Here is a 20,086-nt window from a genome sequence, read left to right as displayed (position 1 = left end):
GCTGAGTGCGCCCGGCCCTCCCGGCCAATGGCCGAGCAACTGACACTCTTTGAGATAGAGGCAGCATGAGCACCCCCGTTCTGTACGGTCCGATCGGTCGCGCGGTTCGCAAGATCGCACCGTATGTCGATACTGACGCACTCGGCATCTATGTGGCCGCACTGTCGATGTGGTCGGCCGCGATCGGGGGCACGGTCAAGGTGTCGTCCCGTGGCAACGCCCGTCCCGTGCTCCTGTGGAGTGCGTTGATCGCTGGTACGGGGCGCGGGAAAGGCACGGCCCTCCGGGCCGCTCAGCACGTGGTGAACTCGTCGTCGTCACAGTTAGGTCCGCCGACGTTGCCCGTAAGGCGGGTCAGTTCCTCGCGTGCCATGGTTCCCTTCCTCGATTGCAGGGCCGTTCCCTGCCCCTACGAGGACGGTGGGGCGGCCCGAGGCGACCGGTCTATGGCGCATCGCCAATATTCGTGTTGTCGGGTAGACGATCTTGATGGGTGCGCTGGTTGACTGCCTGGCCAGTGCCGGCCTGATGGCCAGGGTGCGGACGGTGCTGGACACCATCACCCGTCAGGGGCGCCAGCTCACGCGGTGGTTGGACCAGTGCTCCCATGTGGTAAACATCGCCTCCCAGCCGTCCGGGAACTTCACGGTCACGCCCAGCTGGACCGGATCCGTCGACGGGTGGTCGTCCAGCAGGTCGGCGACGCCCGCCCGGCAGACCACGATGCACGCGTGCCGGTGGCGTGAGGCGAGGACGCAGAGGCGGCCCGTCTCCAGGTGGAAGGCGGTCGCGTCCGGGCGGCCGGAGAGCGGGTGCAGGACGACCGTCACGTCGAACTCCCTTCCCTGGAGCCGGTTCGCGGTGTCGACGGCGACGCCGCTCACGCCAAGCTCCGCGAGCGCCGCGCGGACCGCGGCGGCCTGGTCGCGGTGCGCGGTGCCGACCGCGATCCGGGCGGCGGTGAGCGGCACCGGCTCCGGCGAGCGCTCGCTGGTCGCGGCGCCGCCCCGGTCCAGGAGACGGCGTACGACCCCGGCGACGGCGCGGACCGCCTCCGGGTCGGTGCGCGGGGTGTGCCGGGCGGGCAGTTCGAGCAGGGCCCAGCCCGACTCGGCGGCCTCGTCGAGCGCCCGGTCCGGCGCCGAGCCGTCGCCCGGGACGCCGAAGGCGAGCCGCCGGTCGCCGTGGTCCGTGCCGCTGCGGAACGGGGTGAACGGATAGAACGCGTCCGACACGAGCGGCGCCGCCGACGCGGGAAGCCGCCACGAGACCGGCAGGCGGTGCTGGGGCAGCTCCGGGTTGTGCGCGAGCAGCGTCGAGACGGCGCTCGCCGACGGGTCGTACGACAGGCCCGCCCACTGCTCGGCGTCCGCGATCGCGAACGGGTCGAGCTGGCCCGGGTCGCCCACGAACAGCGCCCGCTCGAAGAGCCCGGCGACGGCGAGCAGCGCGTCGGACCGCATCTGGTACGCCTCGTCCACGATCGCGTGCCGCCACGGCTCGACGTCCTTCACGTGTGCCCACTTCGCGGCGGTCGAGATCACCACGTCCAGGCCCGCCAGATCGCCCGCCTTCGACGACTTCCGTACGGTGTCGAGATCGTCGAGCGCCTTGTCGTACGGGTCCGCGTCGCTGCTGTGCAGGCGGCCGAGCGGCAGGTCGGGGGCCTGCTCGGCGAGGCGTACCACCAGGTCGTCCACCTGGGAGTTGGTCTGGGCGACCACCATCAACGGGCGCCCGGCCGCGGCCAGTTCGAGCGCCGCCCGCACCACGAGGGTGGACTTGCCCGCGCCGGGCGGCGAGTCCACGACGACGCCGCGGGCCGAGCCGTGCAGCGTGTCGGCGAGGATCGCGTCGGTGGCCCCGGCCGCGGCCGCGCCCGGGTCGAAGGCGGTCACAGGATGTCCTCGGGGGTGAGCGGATCGGGCTGTTCGGCGGCTCCGCCCGGCGGGCCGCCGTGCGTCCACGGCGTGGCCTCCGGGTCGGGCAGCTTCGGGGCGCCGCGCTGCTCGTGCTCGAACAGCGTCCAGCAGAGCCGGTCGCCCTTCTCGGGGACGGAACCGGGCGCCGGGTCCCTGCCGCGGCCCATCTTGTCCAGGAGGCGCAGGACCACCAGGCCCTCGGACTCGTACGCCACGAACTCGGCCTTCTGCGGTTTGCCGTCCAGGGTGCGAAAAACCTTCGCGCCCCCGGCGAGGTGCGGGGCGTCGTCGGTGCGCAGGGTGACGAGCGGGCGGGGGCTGGGGCGCTTGGACTCCGACCACGCCTCCACGACCTCGGCCACCTCGCCCGCGAAGGCCTCGCCCGCGAGCCTGCGGCCCGCCATCACCAGCGGGTCGTCCAGCGCCTCGCCCGCTTCGAGCTCGGCCTGCGCGCGCTCGCGCCGCGACAGCTTGGTGGCGGCGGTCACCGCGTCGTCGCGGCGCGGCTGCGGCGGCTCGCCCGCGGTGATCCGGTCCCGGTGGCCGGTGAACGACCAGCGGTCGCCGGTCCAGCGCGCCGCCGCCCGCTCGCCCTCGGGGAGCGCCCGCAGCAGGTCCAGGGCGCGCCACACCGCCGACCAGGTGGGCATCAGCTGCTCGGCGAGCAGACGGCGGATCTCCCGCTCCGCGGCGGTCAGCTGCCCCAGCCACTCGTCCGCCGCCAGGCCGTCCTCGGCCGCGTGGAGCGCCTGGCGGGCCCGGTCGTAGCGCTCCACGGCGGGGGCGAGCAGGCGGTTGTCGAAGGCGGGGTCGGTGGCCGGACCGGCCGGCGGGCACAGCAACTGCCCGTCCGCGCCCCGGCCCAGCTCGGCGCGGAGCGCGGCCTGCGCGCCGGATTCACCGGCGGGCGGGTCGATCCAGGCGAGCAGCGCGCCCAGGTGCTGGTCCTCCAGGCTGGACTGGCCGGTCGCCCAGTGCCGGTTCAGGAGATCGGTGGCGGCCAGCAGCAGCGCGGCCCCCGGGGTGCGGGCGCGCTCGCCGTAGTGCGTGAACCAGCGGCCGAGCAGCGGGACGCGGGGCGGCGCCGGATGGGGCGCGTCGGGGTCCTGCTCGGCGGTGCGGCGGAACCGCATCGAGCGGCCGAGGAGCCGTACGAAGTCGAGGCCGGCCCGGCCGGGGACGATCAACTGCGGTGCGTCCGCGCACAGTTCGGCCTCGACCTTCGTCCTCGTGCCCGTCTCGGGATCGGTACCGCTGCGGTCGACCAGCTCGATGTCGCCGGCGTACGCGTCGAGATACGGCAGTACGGCGTCGGCCAGGTCGGCCAGGAAGGCGAAGCGCAGGTCGCGGTCGCGGGGCTGGGGCACCACCAGGAGCGTCGGGGCCGCGCGGTCGGTGCCGACCAGGGCGCCGAGCGGGGCGCCCGCCTCGCCCGCGGTGGTGAGCGGCACGAAGACCAGGGGGCGGTCGGAGAGGTGGCGGTGGCGGACGGTGGTCAGCGGCTGGGCGCGGCCGGACTCGACGGCCTCCAGGCGGGCCAGCGTGGAGATCAGTGACACGGCGCGCCCTCCTTGGCGGCCCGCTCGGTCAGGACGGGCATGCGAGCGCCTCCGTGCGCAGGGCCGCCGCGCGGCGCACCGCGGCCACCGTCGGATCCTCGGGGTCGCCCGAGGTGCCGCGGGCCGCCGACAGGACCTCGCCGATCGTCGTCAGACCGCCGAGCTCGCCGCGCAGACTCCGGCCGAGCGCCGTCACCGCGCCCTCGGCCCGCGCCCGCTCGCGGCAGTGGAAGGCCAGCTCGCAGGCGGCCAGGCACTCCGGCGCGTACACCGCGGGAACCGCCTCGACCGCGGCCGCCAGCGACTCGCCGGACTGGCCGTCGAGGTCGAAGGTGGTGCCCGGCGCAAGGGCGTCCGCGATGTCCTCGATCCGGGCGAGGCGGGTCAACTGGCGCCGGGTGACCGACAGTTGCCTGCGTACGTCGATCACGGCGGCGGTCGGCAGGTTGGCGAAGTCCTTGGGGCAGACCAGCAGCACCGAGTGGTGGACCGAGGCCCCCTCGGTGACGGCGGCGACCCGTTCGAGGGCCAGGACGTAGACGGCCGACTGGCGGGCGGCCGCGCCCACCTTCGACGCGTCGGCCGCCGCGTCGATCATGGGGAAGGACTTGATCTCGACGACCGTCCAGCGGCCGTCGGGGTGCACCACCACCGCGTCCGGCTCCAGATAGGCGGGGGAGCCCGCCACCTCCAGGGCCAGCATCGGATGGTCGAGGAAGGCCCAGGCGCCGGCCGCCGTGGCCTGACGCAGGGCGAGTGCGGTGCGGGCCGCACGGCCCTCGGGACCGGCCGCCGCGAGATCGGGGGCGAGCACGCCCTGCGGCGGCTCGGAGCCCGCGCCCATCCACTCGTGCAGCAGGCGCAGCAGCTCGGTGCCGCCGTCGCCCTTCACCTTCGCCTCGAAGGCGTTGCCCCGCATGAACGCGAACTGGGACTGGCCGAACGCCGCCGACGGCGAGCCGATCGCCTCGGCGAGCGCGCCCTTGTCCACTCCGGCGCCGTCGAGCAGGGCGCGTCTGCGGCAGCCCGGGTTCGCGGCGAGGGCCGCGAGCGCGCGGGCGTCCAGCGGGCGGGGCAAGGCGGCCGGGCCGCGCAGCTCAGCGAGCCGGCGACGGAGTGTTGTCGTCGGCGTCCGCGGGGGTGGCGGAGGAGGCCCGCTGTCCAGGGATGCGCTCACCCGGGGAAGTCTCGCATCCACCACTGACAATCGGGGCGCGCGTGGCGGAAGAGGCGGGCGCGAAGCGGGTCCGCACGCGTTCCGCCAGCCGCATCAGGGGCTTCGAGAGCAGCAGGCCCGCACCCATCACGCAGACGCCCGCGAGCGCGTCGAGCAGGTAGTGGTTGGCCGTGCCCATCACCACGAAGGTGATGGTCAGCGGGTAGGCGACGGCGGCGATCTTGGCTATTCGGCTGCCGCCGAAGCGCCACAGCATCACTGCGCACCACAGCGCCCACCCCACGTGCAGGCTGGGCATCGCGGCGAACTGGTTGGTCATCGAGCCCAGACCGCGCGGCGCGCTCGCCTGCCCGCCCCACCAGCCGTACGAGCTGTACTGGGCCATCGTGTCGGTGAAGCCGTGCGCTGCGGCGAGCAGCCGGGGCGGGCAGGTCGGCAGGAACGTGAAGCCGATCAGGCCGAGCATCGTGGAGGTCATCAGCCAGCCGCGGGCCGCCCGGTACTGCCCGGGGCGGCGGCGGAACAGCCAGATCAGGACGGCCGGGGTGACGACGTAGTGCAGGGAGGCGTACACGAAGTCGGCGGGTATGCCGATCGCCGGGGTGCGGGTGAAGAGCCGGTTGAGCGGCTGCTCCAGGTTGATGTGGAGGGTCTGCTCGATGTGCAGGATGGCCAGGCCGTGGTCGACGGCCCGCCCCTCGCCACCGCGTACGATCAGCCGTCCGAGGGAGTAGACCGCGTACAGGAGCGCGATGAGCGGGAGTTCGGTCCACCAGCGCGGTCGCGTGGTTTGCTGCGGCGGCTGCATCCGGAAGGTTCCCCCAACTGGTCCTCGGACTGCCCTCAGGGGGCCTCTGGGTCTTTGACGTGCGTTCAACCGTACGGTGTAAGTGATGGCGTTCACGCAGCACCCCGGCGTTCCGGTCAGACGCTGAGATCAGGATCTAGGTTGCCTTGAGCGGTACGCGATGATGGTCACGAACATTTCGTACGCGATCGGGAGAGAACACCCATGGCAGCCGCCGCACCGCGCATTCTGCTGGCCCGGCACGGGCAGACCCAGTGGTCGCTCGTGGGCAAGCACACGGGCCGGACCGACATCCCGCTGCTCGACGAGGGCCGGCGCGGCGCGAAGCTGCTCGGCGAGCGGCTGCACCGGGCGCCCTGGGACGGGCTGCCCGGCGTCGAGGTCCGCACCAGCCCGCTCGTGCGGGCCGCCGAGACGTGCGAGCTCGCCGGGTTCGGCGACCGGGCCGAGCCGTGGGACGCGCTGATGGAGTACGACTACGGCGGCTACGAGGGCATGACCCCGGCCGAGATCCAGGCCGTCCGGCCCGGCTGGTTCATCTGGCGCGACGGGGTGCCGGACGGGGAGACCCTCGCGCAGGTCTCGGCGCGGGCGGACGAGGTGGTCGACTGGGCGCGTTCCGCCGGGCGCGACGTGCTGGTCTTCGCCCACGGGCACATCCTGCGGTCCATCGCCGCCCGCTGGCTGGGCGAGGACATCTCCTTCGCCGCCCGCATCCGCCTGGACCCGACGTCGCTGTCGGTCCTCGGCTGGGCGTACGGGGATCCGGCGCTGGAGCGCTGGAACGACACGGGGCACTTGGAGGCGTAACACCCGCCCCCGGGGCTCCGCCCCCGGACCCCCGCTCCTCTCAATCGCCGGAGGGGCTGGGATTCTTCCTGCCAGGGTCGGGACCCCGCGGGCCGGGGAGTCCGTCTACACCGCCACCGCCGCCCGCCGTTCCAGGAAGCCCGCCACCTCCGGGCACGCCCGGTGCGGGGTCAGGGTGCGGGACGTGTCGGCGAGCATGGCCTGGATGCGGGACGACTGGACCTGGTTCAGGAGGTCCAGGACCTGGTGGCCGACGGCCGCGGACTCGGCGGGGGCGCCCGCCCGCGCCAGGTCGTCGGCGAGCTCGGCCCGGTACAGCGCCAGGTTCCGCGCGAAGTGGGGGTCCTGCACGGCGGCCGCGCGGTGGGCGTGCCGGGCCGCCCGCGACCACTCGCCGAGCGCCGACCAGCACTGCGCCTGGAGCATCTCCAGCTCGGCCTCCACGAAGAAGCTCATCCACTCCGGATCGGCCTGCGTGGTGCCCCGCGCGAACTGGGAGTGCGCCCGCGCGAGCGACTCCTCGCACGCCGAGCGGTCGCCGAGCCCGGCCCAGCCGCCGGCCTCGCGCAGCGCGAGCAGGGACAGCAGCCGGGGCGAGGCCAGCCGGCGGGCCGCGCGCTCGCCCGCCTGCGCGGCCCGCATCGCCTCGCGCGGCCGGCCCATGTCCCGGGCCAGGAACGACATGTTGCAGAACGCGTGCGCCTCAAGGCCCGGATCGCCCGCGAGCCGGGCCGTGGCCAGCGCCTCCGCGTAGTGCGAGCGCGCCTCCTCGAAGCGGCCCGAGTCGTGCGCCAACCAGCCGACGGAGATGGCCAGTTCACCCGCGCCCGCGTGCAGCCGATCATGTGTCGAGCGCCGGGCCGTGCCCGCGTCGAGCAGGGCGTACGCGGTGCGCAGGGGCTGCGCGGCCCGCTGGTAGAGCCCGTCCGCGCCGTGCCGGTCGTCCAGCAGCCTGATCCTGCGCACCGCCTCCTCGACGGCGCTCACCTCGGCCTCGCCGACGTGCCGGGCGGGATGCACGGGTGCCGGGCCGAGGCCCAGCGAGACGGTCGCCACCGTGGCGGTGGACCCCGTCATGAATGCGCGACGCAGCACGTCGCTCTCCTCGTGGTTCTGGTGGTTGTGGTGGTCGAACGGTCGGTGGTACGGATGGCCGGGATGGGGCAGGAGGTGGATCGGGGGCCCGCCCGCAACGATGCGCGAGCCGCGGCCCCGTACCGTCTCCCTCGCCGAGAATCCCAGGTCGGCCAGGGTCAGGCCCGGGAACATGTGCCGGAAGACCCTTTCGTAGGCGTAGTTGGGGCAGCGGATCTCGCCGTTCTCCACGCGTCCGATGTAGCGGGCGTCGCAGGCGACCTGCTCGCCGATCTCGCGCGCGGCCCGGCGGACCGCGGCCGCGAACTCGCCCGGCGAGCGCGCGCCTCTCAACTGCCGGAACGCCGTGTTGGGTTCCCGTGTGAGGGGGCGCCGCTCCTGCGGTTCTTCCGCGTTCGCCCGGGGATCTGCCTGGGGATCAGATGACGGCGCCATGGCTCGACAGCTCTCTCTGGCGGGGTGATGCGGAGCAAGAACGTACCTGCTGTGTCGGCGGGTTCACACGCCGTTTGCCTACAAACCGGATATCTCATCCATGATCCGCCATGAAATGCCATCCTTTGCGGCGGCGTGCCGCCGTTCCCCTTGACGCGTAGGGGCGTTGAACCATGCGGAGAGCACCAGACACCGCAGAGACGCGGAGGGCTTGCCTTGTTGGAGGACTGCGTGGACACCGACATCGACATCACTGGCTCCGGTACGCAGACGACGACCGCCCGGCATCCGCATTCACCACAGGCGAGCGCCCATCCGGCCGCCCGCCCGTGCGGCGCCGAGGAACCCTGCGATCTGGTGACCGTGCCCGCCCGGCAGGGCCTGGAAGCCGTCGACATCATCCGGCGGGGCGCCGCCCCGGCCGCCGTCGGCCCGGTCCTGCACGACGGGACCTGCGACACCCTCGGCTTCCTGGTGCCGTCGGGCACCGCCGCGGCCTGGGACGTGCCGGGCAGCGCGTGTACGGAGACCGACGGCCGCGGTCTGCGCATCACGGGCCTGCCCGCCGCGCCCCCCGTCACCGGCTCGGGCTGGCTCCTCCCGCCGGACGCCACCGAGGTCACCGACCCGGGCCTGCTCCGCGAAGCCCTCGGTGAGGCGGCCCGGATGATCGAAGCCGCCGACGGCATTCGCGAGGCCGAGGCGCGCTGAGGATGTCGGCTCCCACGGCTCGGGAAGGCGGCACCTGTCGGCACGGTCGATAATGGCCGGATGGCGAAAAGCAGCAGGCGGCGCGGGCCCGAGCCGGTGGTCGAGCCCGTGGACGGCGGTCTGGCGGAACTCATACCCGACCGGGACCGGACCGGCGGGTGGACCCTGCTGCTGGACGGCGCGCCCCAGTCCCACGTCGACCTCGACGCCCCGCAGCGGCTGACCTTCGAGTACCAGCGGCGCCTCGGCCACGTCATCGACCTCGCCGCACCGCCCGGCCAGGCCCTGAACGTCCTGCACCTCGGCGGCGGCGCCTTCACCCTGGCCCGCTACATCGCGGCCACCCGCCCCCGCTCCACCCAGCAGATCGTCGAGCTCGACGCCGCCCTGGTCCAGCTCGTACGCCGGGAGCTGCCGCTCGACCCGGGGGCGCGGATCAGGGTCCGCGCCGGGGACGCCCGCGCCGGGCTCGCCAAGCTTCCGGACGACTGGGCCGACCTGATCATCGCGGATGTGTTCAGCGGGGCGCGCACCCCGGCCCATCTGACCAGCACCGAGTTCCTCGCGGACGTACGACGGGTGCTGAAGCCGGGCGGGACGTACGCCGCGAACCTCGCCGACGGGCCGCCGCTCGCGCATCTGCGGGGCCAGATCGCGACCGCCGCCGGGATCTTTCCCGAGCTGGCGCTCGCCGCCGATCCGACGGTGCTGCGCGGCAAGCGGTTCGGGAACGCGGTCCTGGTCGGCTCGGCCGTGCCGCTACCGGTCGCCGAGCTGACCCGGCGGATCGCGGGCGACCCGCACCCCGGCCGCGTCCAGCACGGGCGGGAGCTCGCCGACTTCACGGGCGGTGCGGCGGCGGTGAACGATGCCGGCGCGAAGCCGTCGCCGGCGCCGCCGGCCTCGGCCTTCCGGTGAGCCGCCCGGTCAGGTGTTGTTGATCTCCACCATGGGCGGGTGGCCGTTCCAGGTGCAGAAGACCGAGACGGTCTCGCTGCCGCGCGTGAAGGTGACCCGGATCCACTCGGTCTGGATCCAGCGCTCCATCTGCCAGCCCGACGCGGGTGTCGCCGAGACCAGTTGGGCCGAGGTGTCGCCCAGGTCGAAGACCACCCGGCCGCCCGAGACGTTGTAGCCCTGCACGCTGCCGGAATTGGCCGGATTGCCCGAAGAGGCGGGCGGTGTGGGCGACTTGGCGCCGGACGACGGCGGGCGGCTGCCCGACGGCTTCCCGTCCTCGGGCCCCTTCGACGGCTTCTGCGCGGCGGAGGCCGTCGGGGAGGGCGAGGCCTCCCTGGGCCGCTGGGTCGAGGACGACAGGGGCCGGTTGCTCTGCGCGGTGTGCGCTTCGCCGCTGATCGGCAGGGCGCGGGGCGGGTCGTAGACGGTCCCCGCCAGCACCGTGTGGACACCCCACCAGGAGAGCGTGACCGCCGCGCCCGTGGCGAGCGACCACGCCAATCCGTGTACGAGTCCTCTGTGCATCGGGGCCATACTGCACCACGCGCCCCAGCCGTGTCCCGTCCCGGCCGTCCCCACTCCCGCGGGGGACCCGGATCCTCCGGATGGCGTACGGTGCGGGCCATGGCAAGTGTGCTCGTGGTCGAGGACGACCAGTTTGTCCGCTCCGCCCTCATCCGCCACCTCACCGAGGCCTCGCACACCGTACGGAGCGTCGGCACGGCACTGGAGGCGCTGCGCGAAGTGGCCCATTTCCGTTTCGACGTGGTCGTCCTGGACCTCGGACTGCCCGATCTGGACGGGTCCGAGGCGCTGAAGATGCTGCGCGGCATCACCGACGTACCGGTGATCATCGCGACCGCTCGGGACGACGAGACGGAGATCGTCCGGCTGCTCAACGACGGCGCGGACGACTACCTCACCAAGCCGTTCTCGGTGGAGCACCTCTCCGCGCGGATGGCCGCCGTGCTGCGCCGGGCGCGCGCCACGGCCGGGGGCGAGCCGCCGTCCCGGGTGCTCCGGGTCGGCGGGCTCCGCGTCGACCCGCTGCGGCGGCAGGCCGAGCTCGACGGCGTACAGCTCGATCTGACCCGGCGCGAGTTCGACCTGCTCGCCTTCCTCGCCGGGCGGCCCGGCGTCGTCGTACCGCGCAAGGAGCTGCTCGCCGAGGTGTGGCAGCAGTCGTACGGCGACGACCAGACCATCGACGTCCATCTGTCGTGGCTGCGCAGGAAGTTGGGCGAGACCGCGGCCCGGCCCCGCTATCTGCACACCCTGCGCGGTGTGGGCGTGAAGCTGGAGCCCCCGCGGTGAGGTGGGCGCTGGTCAAGGTGTGCCTCGCGGTCACGGTGATGGTCGTGGTCGCCTTCGCGGTGCCGCTCGGCATGGTCATCAAGGAGATGGCCCGCGACCGGGCGTTCTCCAACGCCGAGCGGCAGGCCGCGGCGATCGGGCCCACGCTGTCCATCACCACCGACCGCGACGCCCTGGAGAGGGCCGTCGCCTCCACCCAGTCCGGCGCCGAGGACCGGATGGCCCTGCACGTCCCGGCGGACCCGGCGGCGTCCGGCAGCGTGCCGGTGGAGATCGGCAGGCGGCGGGCCGCGGAGAAGGACCTCGACGCCACCCGGAAGATCATCAAGGCGTCCATCACGGATGTGCCGGGCGGCTCCGCGCTGCTCCAGCCGACCGCGCTGAGCTCCGGCCAGATCGCGATCGTCGAGGTCTTCGTACCGGAGGCCGAGGTCGGCAACGGGGTGACGACGGCCTGGCTGGTGCTCGCCGGCGTCGGCATCGGCCTGATCATCGGGTCCGTGGCCGTCGCCGACCGGCTCGGGGTGCGCATGGTCCAGCCGGCCCAGCGGCTCGCGGGCGCGGCGCAGGACCTGGGCGAGGGCAAGCTGGGGGCGCGGGTCCCGGAGGAGGGGCCGACGGAACTGCGCTCGGCGGCCGTCGCCTTCAACTCGATGGCCGACCAGGTGGTCCAACTCCTCGCCAACGAGCGGGAGTTGGCGGCCGACCTCTCGCACCGGCTGCGTACGCCGCTGACCGTCCTTCGGCTGAACGCGGCCTCGCTCGGGGACGGGCCCGCGGCCGAGCAGACCCGCGCCGCGGTCGAGCAGCTGGAGCGCGAGGTCGACACCATCATCCGTACCGCGCGGGACGCCAAGCCCCAGACGCAGCCGGCCGGGCCGGGAGCCGGCTGCGACGCCTGCGAGGTCATCCTCGACCGGATGGCCTTCTGGTCGGCGCTCGCCGAGGACGAGGGGCGCGAGGTGCGGCTCGCGGGCGTGGACCGGCCGGTACGCATCCCGGTGGCCCGGCCCGATCTCGTGGCCGTACTCGACGCGCTGCTCGGCAACGTGTTCCGGCACACCCCGGAGGGCACGGCCTTCTCGGTGGACGTCCACAACGGGGAGGACGCGGTGATCGTCCTGGTCTCCGACGCGGGGCCGGGGATCGATGATCCGCGGGCGGCGATGGCGCGGGGGAGCAGCGGGGGCGGCTCTACGGGGCTCGGCCTCGACATCGTGCGCCGGGTCGCGGAGTCGACGGGCGGCGACGTCCGCATCGGCCACTCCGTCCTCGGCGGCACGGAGGTCCGCCTGTGGATCGGCCTCGGCGGCGCCACCCCCACCCGTCGAGGCCACCGCCTCCGGGGCCGCGCCCGCCGGGGTGCCTCCGCCTGAGCATTTCCCCACCCCGCCCCTTCCCGAGACCCTCCGGGGGTGAACGACCCTGGGGCTCCGCCCCAGACCCCGTTCGCGTCTGAAGGACGCTCGTCCTCAAGCGCCGGACAGGCTAGGGATGCACCCTGCCAGGGGCGCGGGGAACTGCGCGACCAGCCACGCACGGCCCGCAGCCGATGAACTCCCCCGGAGGCCGCGCGGCGGAGCCGCAGAGTGTCACAGCGGGAAGGGGCGGGTAGGGGAAACCCACCGGCTTAACCACCCCCCATCCCACCCTTAAGCCCGCCCTAAGATCCCCAACCCCCGCCCTGAACTGGGCATTTGTCCGATTCCGCATCGCTAGCGTGCTGCCGCACCCGGAAATCGCACCCGGGCACCCCCCCAGCAACGCAGAGGCAGGCACGGCATGGGCAGCAGTACGCACCGGCGCAGGGCGAGCGGCAAGACCAAGGTGATCGGCGGGGTGGCCGCCGCGGCGGTCGTCGGCGGCGCGGCCTTCGCGCTCACCGGCACCGCGCAGGCCGCCTCGGTCGGCGCGGCGTACACCAAGACCAGCAGCTGGACCGGGGGCTACACCGGCCAGTACGTCATCACCAACGACACCGGCAAGACGCTCGCCGACTGGACGCTGGAGTTCGACCTGCCGGCCGGCACCTCGCTCTCCTCGCTCTGGAACGGCGACCAGACCGTCAAGGGGCAGCACGTCACGGTGAAGCCGCCCAGCTGGGACAAGGGCGGCCTCGCGGCGGGCAAGTCGGTGACCGTCGGCTTCGTCACCTCGGCCGGCGGCAGCGCGGGCGATCCGACCGGCTGTCTCATCAACCAGGAGAAGTGCTCCGTCGACACCGGCGCCACCCCGCAGCCCAGCGGCCGCCCCACCGGACAGCCCACCCCGCAGCCCTCGCAGTCGGCGTCCACCCGGCCGACGGCCAAGCCCACCGCGACGCCGTCGCAGTCGGCGACCGCCATACCGACCCCGAGTCGGTCGTCCGGCTCCGGCACCACCACCGGCGCCTCCTTCGCCCCGTACGTGGACACCTCGCTCTACCCGACGTACGACCTGACGGGCACGGCCGACAAGACCGGCGTCAAGCAGTTCAACCTCGCCTTCGTCACCTCCGGCGGGAGCTGCACCCCGCTGTGGGGCGGGGTCACCGACCTGGCGAGCGACAAGGTCGCCTCGCAGATCGGCGCGCTGCGCGCCAAGGGCGGCGACGTCCGGGTCTCCTTCGGCGGCGCCTCCGGCTCGGAGCTGGGCCTGGTGTGCAAGAGCGCCGACGAGCTGGCCGCCGCGTACGGCAAGGTCATCGACGCGTACCAGCTCACCAAGGTCGACTTCGACATCGAGGGCGCAGCCCTGCCCGACACCGCCGCCAACACCCGCCGTGCGCAGGCCATCGCGAAGCTCCAGCAGTCGCACCCCGGGCTCGACGTCTCCTTCACGCTGCCCGTGATGCCGGAGGGGCTGACCCAGCCCGGCGTCGACCTCGTCGCCGACGCCAGGAAGAATGGCGTCAGGGTGTCCGCCGTCGACATCATGGCGATGGACTACGGGCCGTCCTACAGCGGTGACATGGGGGACTACGCCATCCAGGCCGCCACCGCAACTCAGGCTCAGATCAGGGGAGTTCTGGGTCTGTCGGACGCCGCCGCGTGGAAGGCCGTCGCCGTCACGCCGATGATCGGCGTGAACGACGTCAACGCCGAGACGTTCACCGTCGCCGACGCCACCAAGCTGGTGGACTTCGCGCAGTCCAAGGGCCTCGGCCGGCTCGCCATGTGGTCCGGCGCCCGCGACCAGCAGTGCTCGGGCGGCGCCAAGAACTACGCCGACCCGACCTGCTCCTCGATCGTCCAGGAACCGCTGGCCTTCACGAAGGCCTTCGGCGCCTACAAGTAGTCCACTCCCGGCCCCAACTGCCGTGCATCCCGGCCGGGTCAGGCCTTGCCCTGTCCGGCCGGGGCGCGCGCCTCTCAGCGCGTACGCGGCCTGCCCGTCAGGGCCACGACGCCCACCGCGACCGCCACTCCCGGCACCGCGTCCCACCCGATCACCCGAACACCGCGAGCAGGTACATCAGCGGCACGGCGATCAGTGCGAGCGGCAGCAGTGAGTACCTGTTCATCGCGTGGCTCCCTCGCGGGCCGCGTCCAGGTAGTCCGTCAGGTCGTCCCACTGGCCGGGACGGACCGAAGGGTCCCCGGACAGTGCCGCCGGGTCCTCGCGCCAGGCGGCCCGTACGCCGGTGGAGATCGTCCGGTCACCGCCGCTGAACAGCGCGCTCAGCTCGTCCATCCGGGTCGCCGGCCTGCGTACCCGCGGATCGGTCGGCGGGGTGCCCGAGGACCTCAACTGCCCGGCCCGCCGGTACAGTTCGGGCCACTCGACCTCCAGCAGGTAGTGCGCGGCCGGGCCGAGCGCCGCGCTGCGGGTGCCGCGGTCCCGCAGCTGATCGTCGTCGAGGTGGCGGCGCAGGGCCTGTTCGGCCTCGGGGCCCGCGGTGCCGGTGGCGCGCAGCGCGTCGAGGACCGCCGAGGCGGTCGGCGCCCGGCCGCCCGCCACCTCCGCCTCGATGCGCAGGAGTTTGTCCCGCAGCGTGGCGAGTGCCGCGATGTGCGCCTCGACGCTCTCGCGGTGGTCGCGCAGGACCCGGGTCGGGTCGACCCCGGAGTCCAGGCACACGGCGATGGTCTCCAGGCCGAGGCCCAGGCCGCGCAGGGCAAGAACCTGGTAGAGCCGGCCGATGTCGTCCTCGGTGTACTCCCGGTGGCCCCCGGCGGTGCGGCGGGACGGGGAGAGCAGTCCGATGGTGTCCCAGTGGTGCAGCGTGCGGACGGTGAGCCCGCCGGCCTCGGCCAGCGGCCCCACCTTCCAGGTGGTCTCCGTCATGGCTCCACCTTGCATCCTTACGCGGCGTGAGGTTCAAGCCCTCCACGCACCTTCATCCCAGGGACGCCTGCCACTCCTGCGCGTAGTCGCTGAAGATCGCCCGCAGATGGTGGCCGATCTTCAGGTAGTCGAGGTCGTCCAGGTTGGCGAGCGAGACCCGGACCGACCACTGGGGGCCCTCGAAGCCGCCGCCGTTGAGCAGCACCACACTGGTCTGCTCGGCGAGCCGGAACAGCGGGTCGACGGGCTCGTAGGTCCTCTCCAGGAACGCCGCGAAGTCCTTGCCGTGGACGCGCTCGGCCTCCGCGAGCAGATCGAGCTCGATGTAGTAGGCCGCCCGCCGGGGATCGTCGGCGATCTTCATCTGGGCGCCCTCCAGGAGGAGGCCGAGCCGCTGGCGGACGATCGCGCGGACGCGCTGCTTGTACGCCTGGCCCTCGTCCAGCATGTCGAACAGCGAGAACAGCACCATCATCACCTGCTGGGGCAGCGAGAGCCCGGCGGTGTGGTTGAGGGCGACCTGCCGCGAGTCGGCGACCATGCGGTCGATGAACCGGATCTTCGCGGGCTCCAGGCTCAGCGTCCCGTACCGCTTGTCCAGCCGTTCCCGCTCGGCGGCGGGCAGCGTGGCGATCAGCTCGTCGATCACGTTGTCGTCGTACAGGCCGATCAGCCCGAGGCGGTGGCCGGTGCAGCCGTAGTGCTTGGAGTACGAGTAGACGAGCAGGGTGTTGCGGGGGAGTTCGGCGGCGATCGAGCGGAAGCCCGCCACGAACGTTCCGTACACGTCGTCGGTGACGATCAGCAGGTTCGGGTTCCGCGTGGCGACGATGTCCTTGATCTGGTCCGTGACCCGGTCGCTGAGCGCGAGCGAGGGCGGGTTGGACGGGTTGACGAGGCACACCAGCTTCACCGACGGGTCGGCGAGCTTGGCCACCTCCTCGGTCGGATAGCGCCACTCGCGCACCCCGGTCTCGGCGAACAGGCTCGCCTCCACGTACACCACGTCGAACTCGTAGGTGTCGAGCTCGGGGATCTCGACGTACGGGGTGAACACCGGCACCATCAGGGCGATCCGGTCGCCCTTCCTCAGGATCCCGTTCTTCAGCAGGGAGTCGAAGACGTAGCACATGGCCGCCGTGCCGCCCTCGGTGGCGAACAGCGACAGGGTGCCCTCGGGGGGCCGCCGGTCGAACAGCTCGTCGGCGAGGTATCCGCGCACGATCCGCTCGGCGTGCACCAGCATCCGGTCGGGCACCGGGTAGTTGTCGCCGATCGAGCTGTCCGTCAGCTCGTGCACGAACTCGTCCCGGTCGAAGCCGAACCGTTCGACGGCGTACTCGACGCACCTCTGGAGCAGTTCGATGCCGGGCAGGTCCGGGTGCCCGCGCACGTACGAGTCGAAGCGGTCGGCCGCGCCCCGCTTCTCGGGCATGCCGCCGAGGTCGTCGGCGGTCCACACCCGGCGGGACTCCGAGAGCGCGAAGTAGCCGAGCGCGTGGAACGCCTCGCGCGGTCCGGTGGCGACCCAGTTCGGGTTGCCGCGGCCCGCGTTCAGCATCTGCCGCGCCGACTTCTCCTTCTGGCCGGGCTCGTCAGCCTGGACCGCCTGCGCGATCTCGATGAACTTGTCCTTCAGCTCGAACGGCGAGAGCCGCGCGAAGGACTGGATTTCCTCACGGGTGAAGCTGGTCCTGGGCACGGAACATCATTAGGTACGCCGGCGCTCGCGCAGGAGGGCGTCAGGCCCCGGGCGGCTCGGGCAGTTCACCCGTGCGGGCCAGCGCCGCGTACCAGCGGGCGCTCGACTTCGGGGTGCGCGCCAGGCTCTCGTAGTCCACGTACACCGCGCCGAACCGCTTGCCGTACCCGTACGACCACTCGAAGTTGTCCATCAGCGACCAGAGGTAGTAGCCCCGCACGTCCGCGCCCGCCTCGATCGCCCGGCGCACCATCGCGAGATGGCCGTGCAGATAGCGGATGCGGTCCGCGTCGTGCACCGTGCCGTCGGGGCCGGGCTCGTCGTCGCAGGCCGCGCCGTTCTCGGTGACCAGGAGCGGCAGCCCCGGCGCCTCGCGGGTGTAGCGGAGCAGCAGGTCGTACAGGCCCGACGGGTCGATGGTCCAGCCCATCGCGGTCTGCTCGCCCGGCGGCTGGTGGAAGGCGACCGAAGCGGCGCCCGGCCAGGGCGAGTGGGCGCTCGCGCCGTGGCCGTCCGCGCGCCGTCCGGCCGGGTCGGGCTCGGCCGCCGACACCAGGGCGGTCGTGTAGTAGTTGAGGCCGAGCGCGTCGAGCGGCTGGTGGATCGCGCGCAGATCGCCGTCGTGCACGAACGACCAGTCGGTCACGGAGGCGGTGTCCGCGAACAGGTCCCGGGGGTAGGCGCCGTGCAGCATCGGCCCGTGGAAGACGCCGTTGGCCAGGTCGTCGATCCTGCGCACCGCCGCCAGATCCGCCGGATCCCGCGAAAGCGGCCTGACCACCGAGGAGTTGAGGCTCACCGCGACCTGGTTGCGGGCCGGCATCGCACCGCGCAGCGCGAGGGTCGCCTCCCCGTGCGCCAGATTGAGGTGGTGGGCGGCGCGCAGCGCGGCCGCCGGGTCGGTCCGCCCGGGTGCGTGCACCCCGGACGCGTACCCCAGAAAGGCGCTGCACCAGGGCTCGTTGAGGGTGATCCACCGCTCCACCCGGTCGCCGAGCGCGCCGGCGACCAGCGCCGCGTACTCCGCGAAGCGGTACGCGGTGTCCCGCTCCGGCCAGCCGCCGGCGTCCTCCAGTTCCTGCGGCAGGTCCCAGTGGTAGAGGGTGAGCGCGGGCGCGATCCCGTGGTCGAGGAGCTCGTCGGCAAGGCGCCGGTAGAAGTCCAGGCCGAGCTGGACGGCGGGCCCGCGCCCGGTGGGCTGCACCCGCGGCCAGGAGACGGAGAAGCGGTACGAGGTGAGGCCGAGCTCCGCCATCAGCGCGACGTCCTCGCGCCAGCGGTGGTAGTGGTCCACCGCGAGGTCACCGGTGTCGCCGTCGGCGACTCTGCCCGGGGTGTGGCTGAAGGTGTCCCAGATCGACGGCGTGCGGCCGTCCTCCCCCACCGCCCCCTCGATCTGGTAGGCGGAGGTGGCGGCGCCCCAGAGGAACCCGGGCGGAAAGCGGTCGGACATACGACACTCCCAACATGCGGATGAATAAGGGGACTTGGCTCAGCCCTTGACCGCGCCCTGCATGATGCCGCCCACGATCTGCCGCCCGAACAGGACGAACGCGAGCAGCAGCGGCAGCGTGCCGAGCAGGGCGCCGGCCATGATGACCGACTGGTCGGGGATGAAGCCGCGGCCGAGGCCGGTGAGGGCCACCTGGACGGTGGGGCTGCCGTTCTGGGTCAGCGCGATGATCGGCCAGAAGAAGTCGTTCCAGGCCATCACGAAGGTGAGCATCCCGAGCACCGCCATCGCGGGCCGGGCGACCGGGAACACGATGTGCCACACCACCCGCCAGCTGCCCGCCCCGTCCACCCGGGCCGCCTCGACCAGCTCGGTGGGCAGCGCCTCCACCAGGTACTGCCGCATGAAGAACACCCCGAACGCGCTGACCAGGGTGGGCAGGATGACGGCCTGGAGCTGGTCGGTCCAGGACAGCTTGGCGACCAGCATGTACAGCGGTACGACGCTGAGCTGCGGCGGCACCATCATCGTGCCGATCACCAGGAGCAGCAGCAGGTTCTTGAAGCGGAAGCGGAGCTTGGCGAAGGCGAAGCCCGCCAGCGTGGAGAAGAACACCGTGCCCGCGGCGATCGAGCCCGCCACGATCGTGGTGTTGAGCAGGGCCGTGCCCATGTTGGCGTCGGTCCAGGCGATCTGGAGGTTCTTGAACAGGTTCTGGCCGAACCAGAACGGCGGGGGAGTCTGCGCGAGGCGGGTGTTGGTGCGGGAGGCGGCCACCGCCGTCCAGATCAGCGGGAAGAGCGATCCGGCGGTGAACACGGTCAGGACGGCGTAGGTGAGGCGGCCGCCGTGCAGCTGGCGTCCGGCACGCTGGGCGGTCAACTCGTCATCCCCTTGCGCAACGTGCGGGAGACGAACCAGTTCACCGCGCCGATGAGGAGCAGGATCAGGAACATCGCCCAGGCGATCGCCGAGGCCCGGCCCAGGTGCAGATTCACCCAGCCCTGCTCGTACAGGTAGAGGCCCAGCGTCTGGAACTGGTGGTCCGAGCCGCCGGTGGCCCCCGCGGCGCCGTTGAACAGGAGCGGCTCGCCGAACAGCTGGGTCGCGCCGATGGTCGAGACGACCGCGGTGAACAGGATCGTCGGCCGCAGCGACGGGACGGTCACATGGAGGAACTGCTGCCACCGCGAGGCCCCGTCGAGCGCGGCCGACTCGTACAGATCGGCGGGCACCGCCTGCATGGCGGCCAGATAGATCAGCGCGTTGTAACCGGTCCACCGCCAGATGACGATGGTGGAGACGGCGACCTGTGAACTCCAGCCGCCGTTCTGCCAGTCGATGTGGTCGAAACCGACCAGACCCAGCGCCCAGTTGACCATCCCGTAGTCGCGCCCGAAGAGCAGCACGAACACCAGCGTCGCGGCCGCCACACTCGTCGCGTACGGAGTGAGCACGGCGACCCGGAAGAACATCGAGCCGCGCAGCCTGTAGTTGAGCAGATGCGCGATGCCGAGCGCGATGAGCAGCTGCGGCACGGTGGACAGGAGGCCGATGGTGAAGGTGTTCTTCAGCGCGTTCCAGAAGAAGTCGTCCGACAGGAGCCGCGAGAAGTTGCGCAGCCCCACCCACGTCATGTCGTTCGGCGCGGTCAGCTCGACCTGGTGCAGCGAGGCCCAGCCGGTGTAGAGCAGCGGGAAGAGGCCGAAGGCGGCGAAGAACACGAAGAAGGGCGCGATGAACGCGTACGGACTCCAGTGCACATCGCGCCGGTAGCGGCGGCTGCGCCGCTCCTCGGCGCGGACGCGGGCGGGGGCCGTGCCCTCCTGCCCGGGACCGGGGGAGGGTACGGCGGCCGTGGTGTCGCTCGCCAT

Annotated in this window: 17 protein-coding genes; 6 read left to right on the top strand and 11 right to left on the bottom strand. The window is 72.7% G+C overall.

Going from position 1 to position 20,086, the window contains the following annotated elements; translation table 11 throughout:
• Positions 1 to 566: 566 nt before the first annotated feature.
• Genes ACIQ8J_RS05100 through ACIQ8J_RS05085 form a run of 4 tightly spaced genes read right to left on the bottom strand, consistent with a single transcriptional unit; the run spans position 567 to position 5,466 of the window.
• Complete coding sequence (locus ACIQ8J_RS05100; protein ID WP_403264983.1) at positions 567 to 1,898, bottom strand: AAA domain-containing protein; 1,332 nt, start codon at positions 1,896 to 1,898, stop codon at positions 567 to 569.
• Positions 1,895 to 3,481 carry a hypothetical protein gene (locus tag ACIQ8J_RS05095; protein ID WP_403264981.1) on the bottom strand — a complete coding sequence of 529 codons (1,587 nt, stop codon included), beginning with the start codon at positions 3,479 to 3,481 and terminating at the stop codon, positions 1,895 to 1,897. The genes ACIQ8J_RS05100 and ACIQ8J_RS05095 overlap by 4 nt, the downstream gene beginning before the upstream one ends.
• A gap of 28 nt (positions 3,482 to 3,509) precedes the next feature.
• On the bottom strand, positions 3,510 to 4,658 hold the full coding sequence (locus ACIQ8J_RS05090) for a hypothetical protein (RefSeq protein ID WP_403264978.1): 1,149 nt from the start codon (positions 4,656 to 4,658) through the stop codon (positions 3,510 to 3,512).
• Positions 4,579 to 5,466, bottom strand: coding sequence for a phosphatase PAP2 family protein (locus tag ACIQ8J_RS05085; RefSeq protein WP_403264975.1), 888 nt, complete (start codon positions 5,464 to 5,466; stop codon positions 4,579 to 4,581). Before ACIQ8J_RS05085 ends, ACIQ8J_RS05090 begins: the two co-directional genes overlap by 80 nt.
• Positions 5,467 to 5,670: 204 nt before the next feature.
• Between ACIQ8J_RS05085 and ACIQ8J_RS05080 the strand changes: the two genes are divergently transcribed.
• The gene (locus ACIQ8J_RS05080; RefSeq protein WP_403264972.1) at positions 5,671 to 6,276 is read left to right on the top strand and encodes a histidine phosphatase family protein; all 606 of its coding nucleotides are present in this window, start codon (positions 5,671 to 5,673) and stop codon (positions 6,274 to 6,276) included.
• Positions 6,277 to 6,381: 105 nt separating this feature from the next.
• Here ACIQ8J_RS05080 and ACIQ8J_RS05075 read toward each other — a convergent pair whose 3' ends face one another.
• The gene (locus tag ACIQ8J_RS05075; RefSeq protein WP_403264969.1) at positions 6,382 to 7,806 is read right to left on the bottom strand and encodes a tetratricopeptide repeat protein; all 1,425 of its coding nucleotides are present in this window, start codon (positions 7,804 to 7,806) and stop codon (positions 6,382 to 6,384) included.
• Positions 7,807 to 8,037: 231 nt separating this feature from the next.
• On the opposite strand from ACIQ8J_RS05075, the gene ACIQ8J_RS05070 reads away from it, so the two are divergent.
• Positions 8,038 to 8,517, top strand: coding sequence for a hypothetical protein (locus ACIQ8J_RS05070; protein WP_403264966.1), 480 nt, complete (start codon positions 8,038 to 8,040; stop codon positions 8,515 to 8,517).
• A gap of 60 nt (positions 8,518 to 8,577) precedes the next feature.
• Positions 8,578 to 9,435 (top strand): spermidine synthase, encoded by an 858-nt coding sequence (locus tag ACIQ8J_RS05065; protein ID WP_403264963.1) that lies wholly within the window; start codon positions 8,578 to 8,580, stop codon positions 9,433 to 9,435.
• Between the two features lie 9 nt (positions 9,436 to 9,444).
• On the opposite strand, the gene ACIQ8J_RS05060 is transcribed toward ACIQ8J_RS05065, so the two are convergent.
• Positions 9,445 to 10,002, bottom strand: a complete 558-nt coding sequence (locus ACIQ8J_RS05060) for a hypothetical protein (RefSeq protein ID WP_403264961.1) — start codon at positions 10,000 to 10,002, stop codon at positions 9,445 to 9,447.
• Positions 10,003 to 10,101: 99 nt separating this feature from the next.
• Here ACIQ8J_RS05060 and ACIQ8J_RS05055 point away from each other — a divergent pair, with 99 nt between their 5' ends.
• The 3 genes from ACIQ8J_RS05055 (at position 10,102) to ACIQ8J_RS05045 (ending at position 14,067) form a co-directional block, all read left to right on the top strand.
• Entirely contained in the window at positions 10,102 to 10,791 is a 690-nt protein-coding gene (locus tag ACIQ8J_RS05055) for a response regulator transcription factor (protein ID WP_403264958.1), read from the top strand.
• Positions 10,788 to 12,167, top strand: a complete 1,380-nt coding sequence (locus ACIQ8J_RS05050) for a sensor histidine kinase (RefSeq protein ID WP_403264956.1) — start codon at positions 10,788 to 10,790, stop codon at positions 12,165 to 12,167. The genes ACIQ8J_RS05055 and ACIQ8J_RS05050 overlap by 4 nt, the downstream gene beginning before the upstream one ends.
• A 406-nt stretch (positions 12,168 to 12,573) precedes the next feature.
• Positions 12,574 to 14,067 carry a cellulose binding domain-containing protein gene (locus ACIQ8J_RS05045; RefSeq protein ID WP_403264954.1) on the top strand — a complete coding sequence of 498 codons (1,494 nt, stop codon included), beginning with the start codon at positions 12,574 to 12,576 and terminating at the stop codon, positions 14,065 to 14,067.
• 222 nt (positions 14,068 to 14,289) lie between these two features.
• On the opposite strand, the gene ACIQ8J_RS05040 is transcribed toward ACIQ8J_RS05045, so the two are convergent.
• Genes ACIQ8J_RS05040 through ACIQ8J_RS05020 form a run of 5 tightly spaced genes read right to left on the bottom strand, consistent with a single transcriptional unit; the run spans position 14,290 to position 20,086 of the window.
• Entirely contained in the window at positions 14,290 to 15,057 is a 768-nt protein-coding gene (locus ACIQ8J_RS05040) for a MerR family transcriptional regulator (protein ID WP_403264952.1), read from the bottom strand.
• Between the two features lie 52 nt (positions 15,058 to 15,109).
• Entirely contained in the window at positions 15,110 to 16,759 is a 1,650-nt protein-coding gene (locus tag ACIQ8J_RS05035; protein WP_403264949.1) for a bifunctional aspartate transaminase/aspartate 4-decarboxylase, read from the bottom strand.
• 40 nt (positions 16,760 to 16,799) lie between these two features.
• Positions 16,800 to 18,212: a GH1 family beta-glucosidase gene (locus tag ACIQ8J_RS05030; RefSeq protein ID WP_403264946.1), complete on the bottom strand. Its 1,413-nt coding sequence runs from the start codon at positions 18,210 to 18,212 to the stop codon at positions 16,800 to 16,802.
• Between the two features lie 39 nt (positions 18,213 to 18,251).
• Positions 18,252 to 19,133: a carbohydrate ABC transporter permease gene (locus ACIQ8J_RS05025; RefSeq protein WP_403265260.1), complete on the bottom strand. Its 882-nt coding sequence runs from the start codon at positions 19,131 to 19,133 to the stop codon at positions 18,252 to 18,254.
• On the bottom strand, positions 19,091 to 20,086 hold the full coding sequence (locus tag ACIQ8J_RS05020) for a carbohydrate ABC transporter permease (protein ID WP_403264943.1): 996 nt from the start codon (positions 20,084 to 20,086) through the stop codon (positions 19,091 to 19,093). Before ACIQ8J_RS05020 ends, ACIQ8J_RS05025 begins: the two co-directional genes overlap by 43 nt.

Origin of the sequence: Streptomyces sp. NPDC094147 (genome assembly GCF_044764265.1) — a bacterium.
Taxonomy (GTDB): Bacteria; Actinomycetota; Actinomycetes; order Streptomycetales; family Streptomycetaceae; genus Streptomyces.
This window is presented reverse-complemented; position numbering and strand designations above follow the sequence as displayed.

What these genes read in the sequence shown, in the direction of transcription:
- ACIQ8J_RS05085 (WP_403264975.1), bottom strand. Translation starts at nt 5,466, where the DNA reads ATGCAGCCGCCGCAGCAAACCACGCGACCGCGCTGGTGGACCGAACTC.
- ACIQ8J_RS05080 (WP_403264972.1), top strand. Translation starts at nt 5,671, where the DNA reads ATGGCAGCCGCCGCACCGCGCATTCTGCTGGCCCGGCACGGGCAGACC.
- ACIQ8J_RS05075 (WP_403264969.1), bottom strand. Translation starts at nt 7,806, where the DNA reads ATGGCGCCGTCATCTGATCCCCAGGCAGATCCCCGGGCGAACGCGGAA.
- ACIQ8J_RS05065 (WP_403264963.1), top strand. Translation starts at nt 8,578, where the DNA reads ATGGCGAAAAGCAGCAGGCGGCGCGGGCCCGAGCCGGTGGTCGAGCCC.
- ACIQ8J_RS05060 (WP_403264961.1), bottom strand. Translation starts at nt 10,002, where the DNA reads ATGCACAGAGGACTCGTACACGGATTGGCGTGGTCGCTCGCCACGGGC.
- ACIQ8J_RS05055 (WP_403264958.1), top strand. Translation starts at nt 10,102, where the DNA reads ATGGCAAGTGTGCTCGTGGTCGAGGACGACCAGTTTGTCCGCTCCGCC.
- ACIQ8J_RS05045 (WP_403264954.1), top strand. Translation starts at nt 12,574, where the DNA reads ATGGGCAGCAGTACGCACCGGCGCAGGGCGAGCGGCAAGACCAAGGTG.
- ACIQ8J_RS05040 (WP_403264952.1), bottom strand. Translation starts at nt 15,057, where the DNA reads ATGACGGAGACCACCTGGAAGGTGGGGCCGCTGGCCGAGGCCGGCGGG.
- ACIQ8J_RS05030 (WP_403264946.1), bottom strand. Translation starts at nt 18,212, where the DNA reads ATGTCCGACCGCTTTCCGCCCGGGTTCCTCTGGGGCGCCGCCACCTCC.
- ACIQ8J_RS05020 (WP_403264943.1), bottom strand. Translation starts at nt 20,086, where the DNA reads ATGGCGAGCGACACCACGGCCGCCGTACCCTCCCCCGGTCCCGGGCAG.